Below are 16,553 nucleotides of genomic sequence, written 5' to 3'. Positions count from 1 at the left end.
CGCCTCAGCGGTAGAGCTGCGGAGCGACCCGGCGCAGCTCGGCGTCCAGCGCCGGGGCCAGGGTGCGCATGTAGGTCGCGGTGACGTGGCTGTGGTCGCTGTAGACGACGACGTTGCCGGCCACCGCCGGGCACGTGGTGTCGGTGCACAGCTCGTCGACGAGGTCGACGAAGGACACGTTGTCCGGCAGGTCGTCGCGGCCGAGGTAGGGCGCCACGTCCTGGTAACCCTGCGCCCTCGGCATCGCGCACGCCTGCGGGTCCCCGGGGTGCTCGGTGAGGCAGTCGGGCACGTGCAGGGGCATCCGGGCCGTGTCGCGCATCCCGATGACGTCGATCCCGCGCTCGTCGAGCTCGCGCCACACCTCGACGAAGCCGCGGGACACCTGCTCGGACCCGGGCTGGGTGGTCGACCCCAGGGTCACGACCGCGTCGGGGTCGAGCTCCTCCATCTGCTCCAGGAAGGCGTCGTTCCAGTCCCTGCAGCTCTGCGTCGGGGTCGCGTCGGTCTCCGACGGGTAGTCCCCGGGGTTGGTCGTGAGGTGGCAGCCGGAGCGGCTCGCGACGACGAGGTTCCACCCCTGCTCCCGGGCGACGACCTGCCAGGCGGGCACGAAGTGCACGACGTGCGACCCGCCGGTGAGCACCAGGGTGTGCTCCGCGCCCGGGTCCGTGCCGGGGCAGACCAGCAGCTCGGAGGCAGCCTCGGTGTCCTCGTGGCTCTGGATGCAGCCCTGGTCGTAGACATCGGCATTGTCCTGCGGCGCGGCGGCCAGGTCGGGCACCGGCGTGATGCCGGTGTTGCCGAAGCCGGGCTCGTGCAGCGCAGCCGAACCGGGGTGGTCGGGGGAGTCCTGCGCGGCGCGGGCCAGGGCGGTCTCGCGCTCGCGCACCAGCGTCCCCGTCCAGCCGCTCGCCAGGGCGGCGCCGAGGGCGAGCACCAGTGCGCCCACGCCCACGACGAGCCAGGGCCGCCGCATCGGTGAGGCGGTCACCCGCCGCTCGAGGAGGGTATGCGTGAGGTGGGCCAGGAGGACCGACGCGGCGATGACGAGAGCACCGGCGGTGAGGCCCAGGCGGTCCTGCCCGGTGACGACGAGGGTGTAGACGACGATCGGCCAGTGCCAGAGGAAGAGCGGGTAGGCGATGTCGCCCACCCAGGCGAGCAGTCGACCCGAGAGCCACCGGTCGGCGCCCCACCCGCTGCCCGTCGACCCCGCCATCATCACCAGCGCGAAGCCGCCCACCGGCCACAGCGCCGCCGGGCCGGGGAAGAGCGCCCCTCCGTCGAGCACCACACCGGAGGTGGCCACGAGCCCGACCCCCACCCAGCCGAGCGGCAGCCGCCAGGACCGGGGCAGGCGGGTGTCGAAGGCCAGCAGCGCCACCACCCCGCCCAGGGCGGGCTCCCAGAGCCGGGCCCCGGTGTGCAGGTAGGCCACCTGCTGGTCGGCGGCGTGCAACCACGCGGCATACCCGAAGGACACCGCGGTGACCAGGGCGATTCCCCCCAGCAGCACCGGCCACACCGGGCGGCGCAGCCGCCGGGCGGCGACGACGCAGAGCACGACGACCACCGGCCACACGAGGTAGAACTGCCCCTGCACCGACATCGACCAGAAGTGCTGCAGCGGGCTCGTCGACGCCCCGGCCGCGCCATACCCGAGCTGGGAGGAGATGAGCTCCCAGTTCTCGACGTAGGTCAGGCTGGCGCGCACCTCCCGGCCGAGCTGGACCCACCGGGTCTCCGGGAGCAGCAGCCGCCCGGCGGCCCAGGTCGCCGCGAGCACGAGGAGCGCCGCGGGTAGCAGCCGTCGCACGATGCGGCCGAGGTAGCGCGCGAGGTCGATGCCTCCGCCGGTGCGTACCGCCTCGCGGGCGAGCATCCCGGTGAAGAGGAAGCCGGAGATGGCCAGGAAGACGTCGATGCCGCCGGACACGCGCCCGTCGCCGAAGACGTGGAAGAGGACGACGAGGGCGATCGCCAGGCCGCGCAGCCCGTGCAGCTCGGGGCGGTGGCGGTTGGTGAGCAGCGGGTGGGCTGACCCGGCGGCCGGGTCGTCGCGGCGAGGATCGTTGCCGGGCAGGTCGGTGCGGGCGGCGTCGGTGGTCGTGCTCACCAGGCCGGGCTCACCCTGGTGATCCGGTGCAGCAGGAAGGTGCGGGTGACGTCGGCGTCGCCCACGCTGGCGCGGACCCGGCCGCCCTCGACCGCGAGCGGCCGCACGAGGTGGGTGGCGACGCCGCCGGCGTCGTCGGCATACCCGATCCACAGCGCCTGACCGTCCACGGCGGCCTCGCGGACCGTGGCGCTGACGACGACCGGGTCGGTGCTGGCCTCACCGCTGCTGCTCGCGGTGACGTCGCCGCGGCGCATCACCCCCACGACCTGGCGCGCGACCTCGGCGTCGACGCCGCTGACCCGCACCGCCGGAGTGCTCGGCCGGGGCGCCCGGTGCTGTTGCGCGGCTGCGAGGGCCAGACCGCCGTCGCCGCCGTCGGCGACCGGGCCGTACTGCTCCTCGCGCAGCAGGTCCAGCACCGTCGGGGCGGGGACGGGGGAGACGAGCACGGTGGGCGCGATGCGGCGCCACTGCAGCATGCCGAGCGCGCGGTCGTGCTCGATCCGGTCGAGCAGGGCGGCGTCGTCGCAGCGCAGGTAGGCCGCGCACGCCCCGACCCGGGCCACGCCATGCCGGCGCGCGACGTCGCGCACGAGGTAGTCCAGCGGTTGCGGCACCGGGGTCCGGGAGACCGCGGCCAGCTCCTCGAGCACCCGGTCGGCCGTCCAGCCCAGGTCGAGGGCGCGTCGCACGCTCTGCTCGTCGAAGCGGTGCACGCTCGCCCCGCCGCGCGACTCCACCTCGCTCAGCAGCCGCAGCAGGGAGCGGGCCGGGCCGTCCAGGCGCCCCGGTGCGATCGCCGTGAGGTCGGCCTGCAACAGCACGTGGTCGACCGCCGGGGGGACCAGCGGCGCCATGAGGTCGGCGGCAGGGTCGCCGGCGACGACCGCTCGCCCCGGCGTCGAGAGGGCGCCTCGGCCGGTGACCCCGGCCCACTCCGACTCCCGCAGCACGGTCGCCGGGCCGACCCCGTGGTCGCCGGTGGACCGGGCCGAGCGCAGCGGGTGGCGCCAGCGCAGCAGCTCGCCCAGCGCCTCCTCGCCGCCCACCGCACCGGGCGGCAGGCTGGCCAGGGCGCGCAGGGTGTCGTGGCGGCGCTGCCGCGCCAAGGGGTATGACGTGGCGGTCGACAGCGCGTTGACGCGTCCGCCCTCGGTGGTCCCGACGAGGCTGGGCGCGGCCGAGGTGGACCACCACGCCGCCGCGAGCGCGGCCCACCGGTCACCGGCGTCGTCGGCGAGCCACTCGTCGGCGAGGGCGGTCGGTGCCCACACGGCTGCCTCGTCGGCGCGGACCCGTTGGCGGCCGTCGTCGACGGCGAGCAGCCCGGCGGCGTGGGCCGTCTCCAGCAGCCAGGCCACCTCGTCGGTGCCGGTCTCGAGGTGGGCGGCCAGGCGGCCGAGGTCGCGGACGGCCAGGCCACCGGAGCGCAGCACCCGCGGCGGGCGGGTGCCCCACTCCTCGACGACCTCGGTGACGAGCACGATCAGCTCGGCGGCGCGCCCGCCCGCGGCGGCGTCGACGACCTCCAGGTCCAGGCTCCGGTGCTCCACCTGCGGCGCCGCCACGCCCGAGGTGCGGTGCAGCCGTCCCCCGCGCAGAGCCAGGGCGACCTCGCGCGGCAGGACGACGTGCGCGTCGTCCTCGCGCTCCAGCAGACCGGCCTCGACCAGCTCCTGCGCGGCGACGGACACCGGTGAGGCCGCGCCCTGCCCGGGCACCGCCGCCACCGCGCCGCGCGCCGGGCCCCAGGTCAGGGCGTCGAGCAGGCTGCGGTGCCGCGGCTGGAGCCCGTCGAGCGCCGCGCGCAGCGCCTCCCCGGTCGGCACACCCGACCCCACCGGACCCAACCCACCGGGGAGGCCGACGACGTCCGCCACGGCTCGGGCGGGCCGCATACCCTCCGGTGAGCGCCAGCACAGGGCCAGCGCGTGCAGGTCCCCGACGAGCTCCTCGGCCCGCGCAGCATCCGCGCCCAGCAGGTCGGCGACGTCCTCCGTCGAGGCGGGGGAGGCGACGATCATGGCCTCCAGCGCCTGCAGGTGAGCGAGGTCCAGCCCTTCCAGGGCACGCTGCACGCTGGCGCGCGTGGTGGCGCGCCCGGTCAGGGCGGTGACGTCGGCGGGCCGGGCGGGCGAGGTCGGGCCGGGACTGCAGCAGCGCGGCCAGCTCGTCGTCGCTCCGGGCCCGCAGGTCGTCGGCGAGCGAGCGGACGGGCGACTCAGTCAATGAGAGCCTCGTAGACCTGCTGGAAACGCCGGAACCGGTCGGTGTAGTAGGGCCGCCGGTTGTAGTCGGGGGACAGGGTCGCGCCGCGCTCGAGCTTGGCCCGCCGGACGTCGGGGGCCAGGGTCTCCAGGGCGAGCAGCGCCGTGCCGTGCAGCGTCGAGCGTTTGATCGTCACCGGCGTGACGGGGGTGCGCATGGCGTCGGCCATGATCTGCATGAGCTCGGGCCGGTCCGAGGCGACCCCGCCACCGGCGAAGAGCTTCTCCGGCTGCGGGGCGACCTCGCGCAGCTGGCTGGCGATGCGGGCGTAGGACAGGGCGATCCCTTCGACGACCCCGCGGTAGACCTCGGCGGGCGCGGAGGCGACGGTCACGCCCGTCATCACGGCCTGCGCGTCGGAGGCCCACCCGGTGCTGCGCTCGCCGGTGAGGAAGGGCAGCACGAGCGGCGTCGTCGGGTGCGGTTCCGCGGTGAGGGCCTCGGAGAGCGCCTGCGGCCCGACCTGGTCGACGGCGAGGGTGACGTCCGCCCAAGCCAGGGCCCGGCCGACGTCGTTGAGGGCGCCGCCGAGCAGGGCCCGGTCGTGGGAGACGCGGTAGCACCACAGCCCCGGCGGCAGCGTCTCGGGCATCTCCCGCACGAGCACCCGCAACGCACCCGAGGTGGCGCACGAGGCGGCGATGGCGGTCTCGTCGTGGGCGCCGAGGCCGACGTTGGCGGCGAGGCCGTCGGTGATCGGGGCATACCACCGCGCCTGCGCGAGCGCCGGCCAGTCGGCGGCGATCTGCTCGACGTGCGTCGGCGCGACGTCGACCGGCTCGTCCAGGTGGTGGATGGGTGGCAGCTGCTCGGGCTCGATCCCGCTGATCTCGACGAGCTCGGGGTACCACTGCGCGGTATGCCGGTCCACCAGCCCGGTCCACGACGCCGTGGAGGTGCCGGTCGCGACGGTGCCCGTGAGGGCGAGCAGGAGGTAGTCGCCGAGGGAGAGGAAGGTGGCGGCCTTCTTCATGACCTTGGGCTGCTCGGCGGCGAGCCAGCGCAGCCGGGCCGGCCAGTAGCTGGAGTGCACGCGGGTGCCGGTGCGCTGCTGGAGGTTCTCCTCGGAGAGCTCGTCGCGCAGCTCGGTGACCTGGGGAGCGCACCGTCCGTCGGCATACGTGAAGCAGGGCGTGAGCGGCGAGCCCTCGGCGTCGACGACGACGAGGGAGGAGGCGAAGGTGTCGAGCGCCACCCCGGCGACCTGCTCGTCGCCGAGCGCGCCCAGCAGCTCCCCGATGATCGTCCGGACCTCGCCGACGAGTTGGTCGGGATCGATCTCGGAGGTGCCGTCACCGGCGACGGTGAAGCTGTGGGGCACCTTGGCGCGTTTGCCCACCGGGCGGCCGTGGGCGTCGTAGATCATGCCCCTGCTGGCGGTGGAGCCGACGTCGAGCGCCAGGACCAGCGGCGCGACGGCGTCCTTCAGCTCGATGTCGAAGTTCGAGGCCATGAGCCACCACTCTAGGCGTCATGGCGCGGATCCGAGGCATCGGTCGGCCTGCTGACGGGGTCGTGCGACGATCGGGTCGTGCACCCCTCGACCGCTCTGGCCGCCGTCCTCGTCGATGAGCTGGTCCGCGGCGGGGTGCGGGAGGCGGTGCTCGCGCCGGGGTCGCGGTCGGCGCCCCTGGCCTACGCCCTCGAGGAGGCGGACCGCGCGGGGCGGCTGCGGCTGCACGTCCGGATCGATGAGCGGACGGCCGGTTTTGTCGCGCTGGGGCTGGCCCGGGCGGGTGGCGTGCCGGTGCCGGTGGTCACGACGTCGGGCACCGCGGTCGCCAACCTCCACCCGGCCGTCCTCGAGGCGCACCACAGCGGCGTCCCGCTCGTGGTGCTCTCTGCCGACCGCCCGGCCGAGCTGCGCGGCACCGGGGCCAACCAGACGACGGTGCAGCCCGGACTCTTCGCCGGTGCGGTGCGCTGGGAGGCCGATCTGCCCGCGCCGGAGTCGGTGGGCGCGGCCGCCGGTGCGCACTGGCGCTCGACGGTATGCCGCGCGCTCGCCGCAGCGCGATCCGACGCGGCAGGCCTGGGCGGGGCCGGGCCGGTCCACCTCAATGTCTCCTTCCGCGACCCGCTCGCGCCTGCGCTGGACGAGGGGTCCAGGCCGGGCGAGGTGCAGACCGACGGACTGAGGGCAGCTGGGCCGAGCGGCGAGGGAGAAGCGGGTGCTGGGGCTGCTGACGGGGGAGCGGTCGCTGGGACTGCTGCTGGGGGAGCGGGTGCTGGGGCTGCTGCTGGGGGAGCGGGTGCTGGGGCTGCTGCTGGGGGAGTGGGCGCTGGGACTGATGCCGGGGGAGCAGGCGCTGGGACTGCTGCTGGGGGAGCGGGTGCTGGGGCTGCTGCTGGGGGAGCGGGTGCTGGGGCTGCTGCCGGGGAAGCTCGCGCGGCGGCCGGCCTGACCGGCCGCGCGGGTGGGGCGCCGTGGGTGCAGGTGGCCCCGACCGAGGCGCCCCGGACCGACACCCTGACCCCCGGCGAGCGGACGCTCGTGCTGCTCGGTGACCTGCCCGATCCAGTGCTGAGCGCTCGCGCGCTCGCGTGGGCCGAGGAATCCGGGTGGCCAGTGCTCGCCGAACCCTTCGGCCACCTCCCGGCCGGGCCCGGCGTCGTGCCCCACGCGCCCCTGGTCGCCGCACGGGTCGCGCGCGGCGACCTGCCGGACCTGCGCCCGGAGCGGGTCGTGGTGGTCGGGCGACTGACGCTCTTCCGCGAGCTCGGGGCGCTGCTGCGCCTGCCCGGGATGGTCGTGGAGCACGTCGCCGCGCGGGATCCCTGGACCGACCCCTCGCACGTCGTGAGCCGGGTCCACGGCATCGGCGCCCTCCGCGAGGCGCCGGCACGGCATACCGGTGCCGGGGCGTGGGTGGCGGCCTGGGTCCGCGCCGGCGCCGCGCTCTCCGAGGTCGTCGCCGCGACGACCGCCGGGGACGTGACCGGGCTGGGCGTCGCCCGGACCGTGGCTGACGCGCTGGGGGAGGACGACGTGCTCGTGGTCGGGTCTTCGACCGCCCCGCGGGACCTTGCACTCGCGCTGGACGGGTCGGCCGCACCGGCCCGGGTCATCGCGAACCGCGGCCTGGCCGGCATCGACGGCACCGTGTCGACGGCGGTGGGCGTGGCGCTCGCAGCCGAGCGCAGGCGGCTGAGCGCTCACCTGCGCCGCGGGTCCACGGCCTCGGACGAGATCGACCTTCCTCGCGTCGTCGCGCTCATGGGCGACCTGACCTTCCTGCACGACGCGGGCGGTCTGCTCATCGGGCCGGAGGAGCCGCGACCCGACCTCACGATCGTCGTCGTCAACGACGACGGGGGAGGCATCTTCTCGACGCTGGAGTACGGCGACCCCGCCCGCCTCGCCGGCCCCGACGGGGCGGACAGGGCGGCGGCGACCGAGCGGATCTTCGGCACCCCGCACGGCACCGACCTCGCGGCCCTCTCCCGGGCCTATGGCGTGGTCCACGAGCGGGTCGCCTCGCTCGCCGCGCTGCGCGAGGCGCTCGCCGACCGCACCCGAGGGCTCCGCGTGCTGGAGGTGCCGCTCGACCGGGCGAGCCACCGCCGCGTCCGCGACGCCTTGGGGTGAAGGTCGAGGGACGTCCTGGCGTCAAGGTCTGGGGACGCCCTGCGTCGACCTGGGGGGCCCTGGCGTGAGGGTCTAGAAGGGCGGGGGTTCGTCGTGGGTGTTGTCGGTCCAGGGCTGGGGCGGGTTGGTGTCGGGCGGGTTGGTGTCGGGCGGGTTGGTGTGGGGTGGGTCGGTCTCTGGTGGGAGCCCGAGGACTGTGCGCAGGGTGGGGGTGTCGGGGTGGGCGCCGGTGCGTCGTCGCCCGGAGGGGGTGGTGCGGGTGATCCACATCCAGCCTGAGAGTGGTCCGCCGTGTTCTGTGGAGCCTGGGTGGTCGTCGGTGTCGAGGAGGAAGGCGTCCGGGCCGCGGTGGGCGAGGGCGGCGTAGAAGGCGCGGTTGAGCAGGTCGCGCCGGTCGTCGAGGTCGGCGCGTTGGCTGGGGTGCTGGTCCGGGGCGTCAGCCGGTCCAGCGAGCTCGTCGGGGTCTGGCTTCAGCGGGGCCAGTCGGTCGACCGCGTCGCGGAGCTCCTCGACCGAGAGGTGGCGTTCACCGCGTGCGGTGGTGGGTTGCGGGTGGTGGGTGTACTGCCGGTAGTCGTGGGTGCGGGTGGTTTCGCTCTGGCCTAGCAGGGTGGTCCAGCGCAGGTCGCGTCGGGTGTTGAGTGCGGTGAACGCGAGGGCGCGGGTCTTGAGGTCGTGGTGTCGTTTGGCGAGGGCGACGAGGTTGGTCTCGGCGGTGGCCCCGCCGGGGCTGTCGTTGGACCAGGGGGTGACGTGGTCGATCTCGCAGACCGCGGCGGGTTGTCGTGATCCGGGGGCTCGTGAGGTGACGTCGGCGGCGAGGATCTGGCGTCGCATCGCGGCGTCGGGGCGGTAGGAGGTGGTGCGGCGTTCGATGAGCCGCCCGTCGGCGGGGTCGGTGAGCAGTCTGGACAGGGTGGTGCCGGGCAGCAGGGCGAACTCGCGGGCCTGGCCGGGGCTGAGGTAGGCCGGGTGGCGACCCAGGAGGAACCCGACCTCGCCGTGACGGGTGGTGGCGGTGTCGTCGGTGCTGGGATGGCGACAGGTCGGGTGGCTGGCACGACCGGCGAGAGCATCGAACGGTACGACTACGTGCAGCTCGATCGTCGGCATCCCACAGATCACCCGCGCCATGGCCTCCAGATCCGGCGCGACCAGGTCGTCCTCGCTCACGGCGAGCGTGGACCCCGACACGGAACCGGGCTCCCCAGCTTGGTCAGCGGCGGGGTGCCTGCTGGTGTCGGTGGGTGTGGTGTCGGGGTGCCCGGTGGGTTCGGGTTGGGGGAGTTGGCCGTGGACGAGGAGGGCTGCGGCGGTGTCGGCGCGGAGTTGGTCCAGGGTGCGTGGGTCGCCCTGTTTGCGCAGTAGTCGGGCGGCGCGTTCGATGCGGGTGTGGGCGGCGACCAGGGACACCACGGAGCTGGTGACTTCTAGGGTGGCGGTGCCGTCGTCGTGGATCTGCAGGCTCGCGCGGCGGGCGCGGTAGGCCACCCGGCGTCGTTCTCGCTCGGCGAGGACGTCCTGGCCTTCGGTGCGCTTGGCTTCCCGTTCCAGGGCGGCGGCGTAATCGCCCGTGTGCCACGGGCGTTCGCGTAGCTCATCGTCAGGCCCAGACGCTCCGGGACTGCGGTGTCTGGGGTGGCCCCGAAGAGACTGTCCGCGACGACCGCGGCGTCTTCTGAGAGCTTGTCACGATGTTTGTGTAAGTGATGTGGGTCACATTGGGTTTACAGGTAGGCGTTTACGCGGTCGGGGTAGACGAGGGCGAGCTCGCCAAGGGCGGCTTTCCAACCGGTGACGGCGGCGCCTTCGATCAGGCGGGGCACCGACTTTCGGTCTTTGCCCTTGCTGGCCTGCTTGGCTCGTTCTCGGGCTCGTTTGTCCTCGATGTTCATGATTGCCAGCCAGAGCAGCTTGATCACGGCCTCGTCGCTGGGGAAGTGGCCGCGGTTCTTGATGATCTTGCGCAGCTGGTAGTTCAGGCTCTCGATGCTGTTGGTCGTGTAGATGACCTTGCGCAGCGCGGGCCCGAACGCCAGGAAGGGGATGAACCGGTCCCAGGCGTTCTCCCAGGTGGCGACCGCAGCGGGGTACTTCTTGCCCAGGTTGGAGTCGGCGAAGGCGGCCAGCGCCATGAGCGCTGCGTCCTCGTCAGCGGCGGTGTAGATCGGGCGCAGCATCGCGGCGACGGCCTTGCGGTCGGCGTAGGAGACGAACCGCATCGAGGCCCGGATCAGGTGCACCACGCAGGTCTGCACCATCGCGTGCGGCCAGGTCGCCTCGATCGCCTCGGCCAGGCCGGTCAGCCCGTCGCAGCAGACGATGAGCACGTCCTTGACGCCGCGGTTGGCCAGCTGGGCGCACACGCCGGCCCAGAACTTGGCGCCCTCGGTGGCCGGACCCAAATGCCCAGGACGTGCTTGACGCCGTCCATGTCGACGCCGACGGCCACGTGCGCCGAGCGGTTGGTCACGTGCGACCCGTCGCGGACCTTGACCACCAGGGCGTCGAGGTAGATCACCGGGTAGAACGCCTCCAGCGGGCGGGACTGCCAGGCCTTGACCTCCTCGAGCACGGCGTCGGTGACGTTGCTGATCGTCTCGTGGCTCAGCTCGGTGCCCAGCGTCGCGCCCAGATGATGCTGGATGTCGCGAACGGTCATCCCGCCGGCGTACAGGGAGATGATCATGTCCTCCAGCCCGCCGAGGCGGCGGGCGCCCTTGGGCACCAGCGCCGAGGAGAACGTGGAGTTGCGGTCCCTCGGCTGGTCCAGGGCGATGTCACCGACCTCGGTGCCCACCGTCTTGGGGGTCGTGCCGTTGCGGGAGTTCCCCGAACCTCGGCCGGCCGCGTCGCCCTTGGCGTACCCGAGGTGGTCGGTCAGCTCGGCTCCCATGCCGCGCTCCAGGACGGTCTTGATCATCTCGGGCAGGAAGCCACCGGCCCCGGTCAAGGACACCCCGCGCTCACCGGTCGCCGCGAGCAACTTGTCGACCAGCTCGTCGTCGAAGAACTCCTCACGCAGCCGCGCAGCCGCGGCCCGATGCTCCACCTCGACCTGGTCCAGATCCTCGGCCCTCATCTCGTCGTGCGTCATGCTCACAGTCAATCTCCTTCTCGGTCGGAGACCCGGCACTTACACAGACCATCTGACACCCCCTCTTCTGAGGGCAGGGCCGCGCAGCGGCGCCAGAAGGCTCGCACCATCGACCAGGTCACCTCCCACGGTCCAGGGCGCCCACGGTGGCGACGCGCACGTCCGCCGGTGCGCAGGCCAGGCCCACGAGATGACGTGCCTCGCTGACCCCGACACCCAGGGCCAGCTCCACCTCGGCGCACGCCGCGCGCTTGGTCTCCGCGCGCCACTTCACCCGCTGCCCTGGCTGAGCTCCTCGATGCTGGTGAACCCCTTGTGCGCGAGCACCGCGGCCCCGGTCGTCGCGACCACCAGACGCGCCGCCTCGATCAACCGCGCCTCCAACCCCGACCGAGCAGCAGCGATCGTCCCCAACGCCCCCAGCGCAGCAGACTCCGGCGTCACCGGCTGCTCGATCACTGATGCTGCCACGGTCCCTCCCCCCGGAGCTTGAACGATGTCTCTTCCCCCCAGCGTAGTCGAACTAGTGTTCGACTGTCAAGTGCAGGGGGTGAGGACTTTGTGTGCGAGGGGACCTACCTCTCGCCGACCCACCTAGCGGTCGAGGTGGGGCCGCGGTGTGTGGGCGGGGGAGCCGCGACGTGTGGCGATGGAGTCGCGGTGTGTGGGCGGGGGAGCCGCGTCTGGTGGTCCAGGGCACGAGTCGGTGACTGGTGATCTAGAGGGGAGCCGCACACGCAGGCTCTGTGCCCAAGCGGAGTCACCCATCAGCCCGCGACGCCGTGGCCCCGGGCGCTAGAAGCCGATCGCCGGCACCGGGTCGAGGTCGGCGCGCATCGCGCGGGAGAGGGCCCGCACGGCGCCCGGGGTCTGCTCCTGCACGCCGAGCGTGGGCACCTGAGCGAGGAGCGTCCGACCGCCGAGGTAGGCCGCGCCCAGCGCCGCCACCGGAGCCACGAGGTCGGCGTCGGCGTCGGTGCTTGTGACGGAGGCCGACCCATCTGCGTCGACCTGCAGCCGCCACCGCCCGGCGTTCCACGGGCACACTTCATCCTGCACCTGCAGCACGAGGTCCAGCGGAGCGCCCTCGGCGTACCCCCGCTCGGAGAGGGCGCGGGGCAGGTCAACCAGCCGGATCCACAGCGCGTCGAAGACCCGCATCCCGCTCGAGCGCGGACCGCCGGCCCACCACGCCAGCGGGTCGTCCGCGGGGCGCGACCAGAAGACGGTCCGGCCGGTGAGGTCCATGTCGACCAGGCGCCGCGCCAGGGCCAGCACCGACGCCTGGTCGACCGCGGCGAGCTCGCCCACGGACACCTCGCCGGCGGGCTGCGCGTCGTCCCACTTGCTCTCCCGGCGGAAGACGGCATACCCCGTCAGCTCCTCGCCGCGGCGGGCGAACATCACGCGGCTCGGCTCCTTGCCGCCGCGAGCCTCGGGGTGGTCGCGGAAGGCGAACCACGACTGCTCCATCGACGCCGGCCGGGTGACGGCGCCGAGGGTCGCGGCGGCGCAGGCGAGGTGGGTCCGGTGGACCGCCGCGAGCGCCTCCTCGGTGTCGAGGTCGACGACGTGGGTGCGGATCTGCTCGGCCTCGGCGGTGAGCGCGGGCGGGGCGGTGAGCGTCGTGCCGCGGCCCACGACGAGCTTGGCCTCTGCGCTGGCGTGGCCATACCCGAAGCGGCCGTAGATCGCCGGTTCCGAGGCGTGCAGCCCGGCGATCGCGGCCTCTCCGCGCTCGTGGACACGGTGCAGGTGGTCGGTCATCATCCGGCGCAGGACGCCCTGGCGGCGGCCGTCCGGGTGGACGCTCACCATCGTCAGCCCGTCCATCGGCACCCGCGTGAGACCTCCCCGCGCGGCGGGGATGGTGAGGCCGAGGTCGAAGGCGCTGTAGAGCCCGAGCAGCGGGGCAGCCCCAGCCGCCTCACCGGGCAGCGGCGACCCTCCGGGGCGAGGCACGGCCCGCGCGTGGCGCAGGTCGAGCTCCTCGTCGAGGTGCTGGAGGGTCTTTCCGGGAGTGACGGAGAACCACACGGTCTCGATGAGGTCCCTGATGCGTGGCAGGTCCTGCTCCGTGAGGTCGATGAGGGCGGGGGTCGACGTGGTCACCGGCCCAGTCTGCAGCACGTACGCTGATGTGTCGGGGGATTTACAGGGTTGTCGACGGCAAGGAGTGGGCTCGTGGTGCGGGATGTGCGTGGGTCGGTGACGGCGGTGCTGGCGGTCTTCGCCAGCGCCGGGTTCGTCATGGGGCAGGCGTTGGCCCGCGTCCCGGCGGTGCGCGACCACCTGGGCGCCGACACCGGCGCCCTGGGCCTGGCACTCATGGGTATGGGTCTGGGCTCGCTCCTGGCGATGCCGTTCACCGGGAGGCTGGTGGACCGCTTCGGCAGCCGCCGGGTCGTCATGGTCGCGGTCCTGCTCGGCTGCCTCGGGTGGGCGTGCGTCGCCGCGGTGCCGTCGGTGCCCGTCCTCCTCGGGGTGCTCGTGCTCACCGGCACCAACGTCGGCGTCTGGGACGTCGCGATGAACATCCAGGGCACCCACGTCGAGCAGTCCCGCTCGCGCTCCCTCATGCCCTACTTCCACGCCTGCTTCTCCGGGGGTGCCGTGCTCGGCGCGGGGGCCGGTGCGCTGGCCGCCTGGCTCGGGATCGGTCTCGTGCAGCTGCCCGTGCTGGCGGCCGTGGCGGCCGTGGTGGGGGGATGGGGTGCCAGCCGGTTCGTCCCCGAGGCGCCGGAGGTGCACGCCGAGGTCGGCGAGGCGCCGGACCAGCTCGGCGAGGCGCCGGACCAGCTCGGCGAGGCGCCGGACCAGGTCGCGGGCGAGGGGACACGGGCTCCGGCCCGCCGGGGTGTGACCTCGGCGGAGATCACCATCGGCCTCATCTGCCTGGCCGGCGCGCTGGCGGAGGGGTCGGCCAACGACTGGCTGGCGCTGCTGCTCGTCGACGTCCACGGGGCCCCGGCGGCCTTCGGTGCGCTCACCCTCATGGCCTTCAACCTCACGATGACCATCGGGCGGCTGCTCGGCGGGCCGGCCATCGACCGCTTCGGCCGGGCCACGGTCGTGCGGACCGGTGGAGCCCTCGCCGCGGTGGCCATCCTCGTCGTGACCCTCAGCTCCTCGCTCGCCCTCGCCCTCGTGGGCGGTCTGCTCTGGGGCCTCGGCGTGGCGACGATCTTCCCCGCGGCCATCTCGGCCGCCGGTGAGGTGCCCGGTCGGGGCAACCGCGCGATCACCGTGGTCTCGACGATCGCCTACGGCGCGTTCCTCTTCGGGGCGCCCACGATCGGGCTGCTGGCCGAGGTCATCGGCCTGGACCGCGCGCTCTTCCTCGTCGTCGGCTTCCTCGGCCTGCTCCTCGTGCTCTCCCCGGTCATGCGGGAGAAAAGCGGTGGCCGGGACCGCGCGCGGGCGGCCACGCTGGGGTGATGCTCACCCTGCGACCACCGACCGTCCGCGACGAGGCAGCCCTGCGCGCGATGCACGAGCAGCTGGCCGCCGAGGACTTCAGCTTCCTCCTGGCCGAGGGCACCTGGGCGTGGATCCTGGCGCAGGTGCGCCGCGAGGCTGACGGGCGGGACCTGCCGGCCGGGAGGGTGCGGGCGGACTTCCTCGTGGCGGAGGTGGACGGCATACCGGAGGGGCGGGTCTCGATCCGGCACGAGCTCACACCTTTCCTGTTCGAGCTGGGCGGCCACGTCGGGTATGCCGTGGCCCCGCAGTTCCGGCGTCGCGGCCACGCCACGGAGATCCTGCGCCAGTCGGTCCAGCGGTTGCGCGTCCTCCGCGTCGACCGGGTGCTGGTCACCTGCGCCGATGGCAACGCGGCCTCCGCGGCCACCATCGAGCGCTGTGGCGGCGTGCTGGAGGACGTCCGGGTCCCGGGGTCCGGAGGCGGCGCCCGCCCCCGCTACTGGATCGGCGCCTGACCGCCGCTCCGGGCGCATCCTTCAGCCGCGACGTCATCTTTCGTCCGCCAGGTCATCCTTCGGCCGCCTCGAGGGGGCTGAGAGTGGACTTGGCGGCTGAGAGTGGACCTGGCGGCCGAGCGCTGACGGATCAGCGGCCGGGGCGGACGGGCCTGGCGGGTCAGGCGCCCGCGAGGCCGAGGGCGTGCCGCATGGCGGTGAGCTTGACCTCGGTCTCGGCGAGCTCGGCTGAGGGGTCGGAGGCCGCGACGATGCCGCCACCGGCGAAGAGGCGCATCGAGTGCCGGTCGTCGGCGAGCTCGCCACACCGCAGGGCGATGCCCCAGTCGCCGTCGCCGGAGGCGTCCATCCAGCCCACCGGCCCGGCATACCTGCCGCGGTCCATCCCCTCCAGCTCGGCGATGAGCCGGGCGGCCGGCTCGGTCGGGGTGCCGCACACGGCGGCGGAGGGGTGCAGCGCCGCGGCCAGGCGCAGCGAGGTGGCGCCGCTGCGCATCGTGCCGGTGAGGTCGCTCGCGAGGTGGTAGACGTCGGGCAGCTCCAGGACGTAGGGCGCCTCGGGGACGACGAGCTCCGCGCAGTGCGGCGCCAGCGCCTCCGCGACCGAGCGCACGGCGAAGGCGTGCTCGTCGAGGTCCTTCTCGCTGCTCACCAGCCGCAGCCGGGGGTCCACGGGGTGCTCGGGGTCCGGCGCCGCGCCGGGGGCGTCACCGACCCGTCGCACCGGTATGCCGTTGGGGCGCCGGATCGTGCCCGCCAGCACCCGCGAGCGGGCGCGGCCGCCCTGCAGCCGCACGAGCATCTCCGGGGTGGCCCCCACCAACCCGCCGACGGCGAAGGTCCACGTGGCGGCATACCTGCGCTCCAGCCGCTCCAGCACCGGGGCGAGCCGCACGACCTGACCGTCCCGGTGGCGCACCTCGACGTCCCGGGCGAGCACGACCTTGGCGACCTCGCCGCGCCCGATCCGGTCCACGGCCTGACCCACGACCTCGGGCCAGCGCGTCGCCGGGACCGCCCCGGGCGACTCGACGAGGGGGTCGAGCACCTCGATGTCGGCGTTGGTGCGCCCCAGCAGCTCGGCGGGGTGGGCGGTCGGCCACGGCTCGTCCTCGAGGACCACCTGGGTGACCCAGGCCAGCCCGTCGCGTCGCCCGATGACGACCCGGGGGATGGTGAGCACGCTGGCGTCCTGCGAGTCCGGCGAGAAGGTGAACGACCCGAAGGTCACCAGCCCGGTCCCGGGCAGCCGCACGCCGTCCTCGACCTCGGCCACCTCCTGGACCTCGTTCCACCAGAGCTCGGCGTCGACGAAGCGCCGCTCGCCGCTGGTGCGCACCCCGGCGACCCGCCCCCAGCCGACGAGACCGTCGCCCTCCCGCAGCCAGGTCACGACGTCCGTGGGGTCGATCTCGTCCGGGATCCGGGTGAGCAGGTCGCCGGGCGCGTCCACCGCAAGGGTGCGGGCGCGGAGTCGGGACACGGGACGGGTCACAGCCACAGCCGACCATCGTAGGACGTGGTGGGAGAATGCCCGTC

The 16,553-nt window shown here is 74.0% G+C and carries 11 protein-coding genes and 1 pseudogene; 3 read left to right on the top strand and 9 right to left on the bottom strand.

Annotated elements, in window-relative coordinates; all coding sequences use genetic code 11:
• Positions 1 to 4: 4 nt before the first annotated feature.
• The 3 genes from FA582_RS12235 to FA582_RS12225 all read right to left on the bottom strand — a co-directional run bounded on the left by FA582_RS12235 (position 5) and on the right by FA582_RS12225 (position 5,843).
• On the bottom strand, positions 5 to 2,119 hold the full coding sequence (locus tag FA582_RS12235) for an acyltransferase family protein (RefSeq protein WP_010146011.1): 2,115 nt from the start codon (positions 2,117 to 2,119) through the stop codon (positions 5 to 7).
• Complete coding sequence (locus tag FA582_RS12230) at positions 2,116 to 4,200, bottom strand: helicase-associated domain-containing protein (protein WP_147899829.1); 2,085 nt, start codon at positions 4,198 to 4,200, stop codon at positions 2,116 to 2,118. Before FA582_RS12230 ends, FA582_RS12235 begins: the two co-directional genes overlap by 4 nt.
• A 143-nt stretch (positions 4,201 to 4,343) precedes the next feature.
• Positions 4,344 to 5,843 carry a gluconokinase gene (locus FA582_RS12225; RefSeq protein WP_010146013.1) on the bottom strand — a complete coding sequence of 500 codons (1,500 nt, stop codon included), beginning with the start codon at positions 5,841 to 5,843 and terminating at the stop codon, positions 4,344 to 4,346.
• Positions 5,844 to 5,921: 78 nt separating this feature from the next.
• Between FA582_RS12225 and menD the strand changes: the two genes are divergently transcribed.
• Complete coding sequence (menD, locus tag FA582_RS17195) at positions 5,922 to 7,979, top strand: 2-succinyl-5-enolpyruvyl-6-hydroxy-3-cyclohexene-1-carboxylic-acid synthase (RefSeq protein ID WP_238705440.1); 2,058 nt, start codon at positions 5,922 to 5,924, stop codon at positions 7,977 to 7,979.
• A gap of 72 nt (positions 7,980 to 8,051) precedes the next feature.
• Here menD and FA582_RS12215 read toward each other — a convergent pair whose 3' ends face one another.
• The 5 genes and pseudogenes from FA582_RS12215 to FA582_RS12200 form a co-directional block, all read right to left on the bottom strand.
• Positions 8,052 to 9,470 carry an HNH endonuclease signature motif containing protein gene (locus FA582_RS12215; protein ID WP_141567435.1) on the bottom strand — a complete coding sequence of 473 codons (1,419 nt, stop codon included), beginning with the start codon at positions 9,468 to 9,470 and terminating at the stop codon, positions 8,052 to 8,054.
• A gap of 236 nt (positions 9,471 to 9,706) precedes the next feature.
• Positions 9,707 to 11,076 (bottom strand): annotated as a pseudogene (locus FA582_RS12210) (IS256 family transposase).
• Between the two features lie 118 nt (positions 11,077 to 11,194).
• A complete protein-coding gene (locus FA582_RS16410; protein ID WP_158640874.1) occupies positions 11,195 to 11,350 on the bottom strand; it encodes a hypothetical protein in 156 nt (51 codons plus the stop codon).
• The gene (locus tag FA582_RS12205; RefSeq protein ID WP_141567458.1) at positions 11,347 to 11,547 is read right to left on the bottom strand and encodes a hypothetical protein; all 201 of its coding nucleotides are present in this window, start codon (positions 11,545 to 11,547) and stop codon (positions 11,347 to 11,349) included. The genes FA582_RS16410 and FA582_RS12205 overlap by 4 nt, the downstream gene beginning before the upstream one ends.
• 324 nt (positions 11,548 to 11,871) lie before the next feature.
• The gene (locus tag FA582_RS12200) at positions 11,872 to 13,188 is read right to left on the bottom strand and encodes a GNAT family N-acetyltransferase (protein WP_158640873.1); all 1,317 of its coding nucleotides are present in this window, start codon (positions 13,186 to 13,188) and stop codon (positions 11,872 to 11,874) included.
• Between the two features lie 72 nt (positions 13,189 to 13,260).
• Here FA582_RS12200 and FA582_RS12195 point away from each other — a divergent pair, with 72 nt between their 5' ends.
• Both FA582_RS12195 and FA582_RS12190 read left to right on the top strand, forming a co-directional pair.
• Positions 13,261 to 14,514, top strand: coding sequence for an MFS transporter (locus FA582_RS12195; protein WP_010146283.1), 1,254 nt, complete (start codon positions 13,261 to 13,263; stop codon positions 14,512 to 14,514).
• Positions 14,514 to 15,014: a GNAT family N-acetyltransferase gene (locus FA582_RS12190; RefSeq protein WP_010146284.1), complete on the top strand. Its 501-nt coding sequence runs from the start codon at positions 14,514 to 14,516 to the stop codon at positions 15,012 to 15,014. Before FA582_RS12195 ends, FA582_RS12190 begins: the two co-directional genes overlap by 1 nt.
• 160 nt (positions 15,015 to 15,174) lie before the next feature.
• On the opposite strand, the gene FA582_RS12185 is transcribed toward FA582_RS12190, so the two are convergent.
• Entirely contained in the window at positions 15,175 to 16,515 is a 1,341-nt protein-coding gene (locus FA582_RS12185; protein ID WP_051125079.1) for an isochorismate synthase, read from the bottom strand.
• Positions 16,516 to 16,553: the final 38 nt, after the last annotated feature.

The sequence above is a fragment of the Serinicoccus profundi genome, assembly GCF_008001015.1.
In the GTDB taxonomy this organism is placed as follows: Bacteria; Actinomycetota; Actinomycetes; order Actinomycetales; family Dermatophilaceae; genus Ornithinicoccus; species Ornithinicoccus profundi.
The sequence above is the reverse complement of the archived record's forward strand: the minus strand, read 5'-3'. Positions and strand labels throughout refer to the sequence as shown.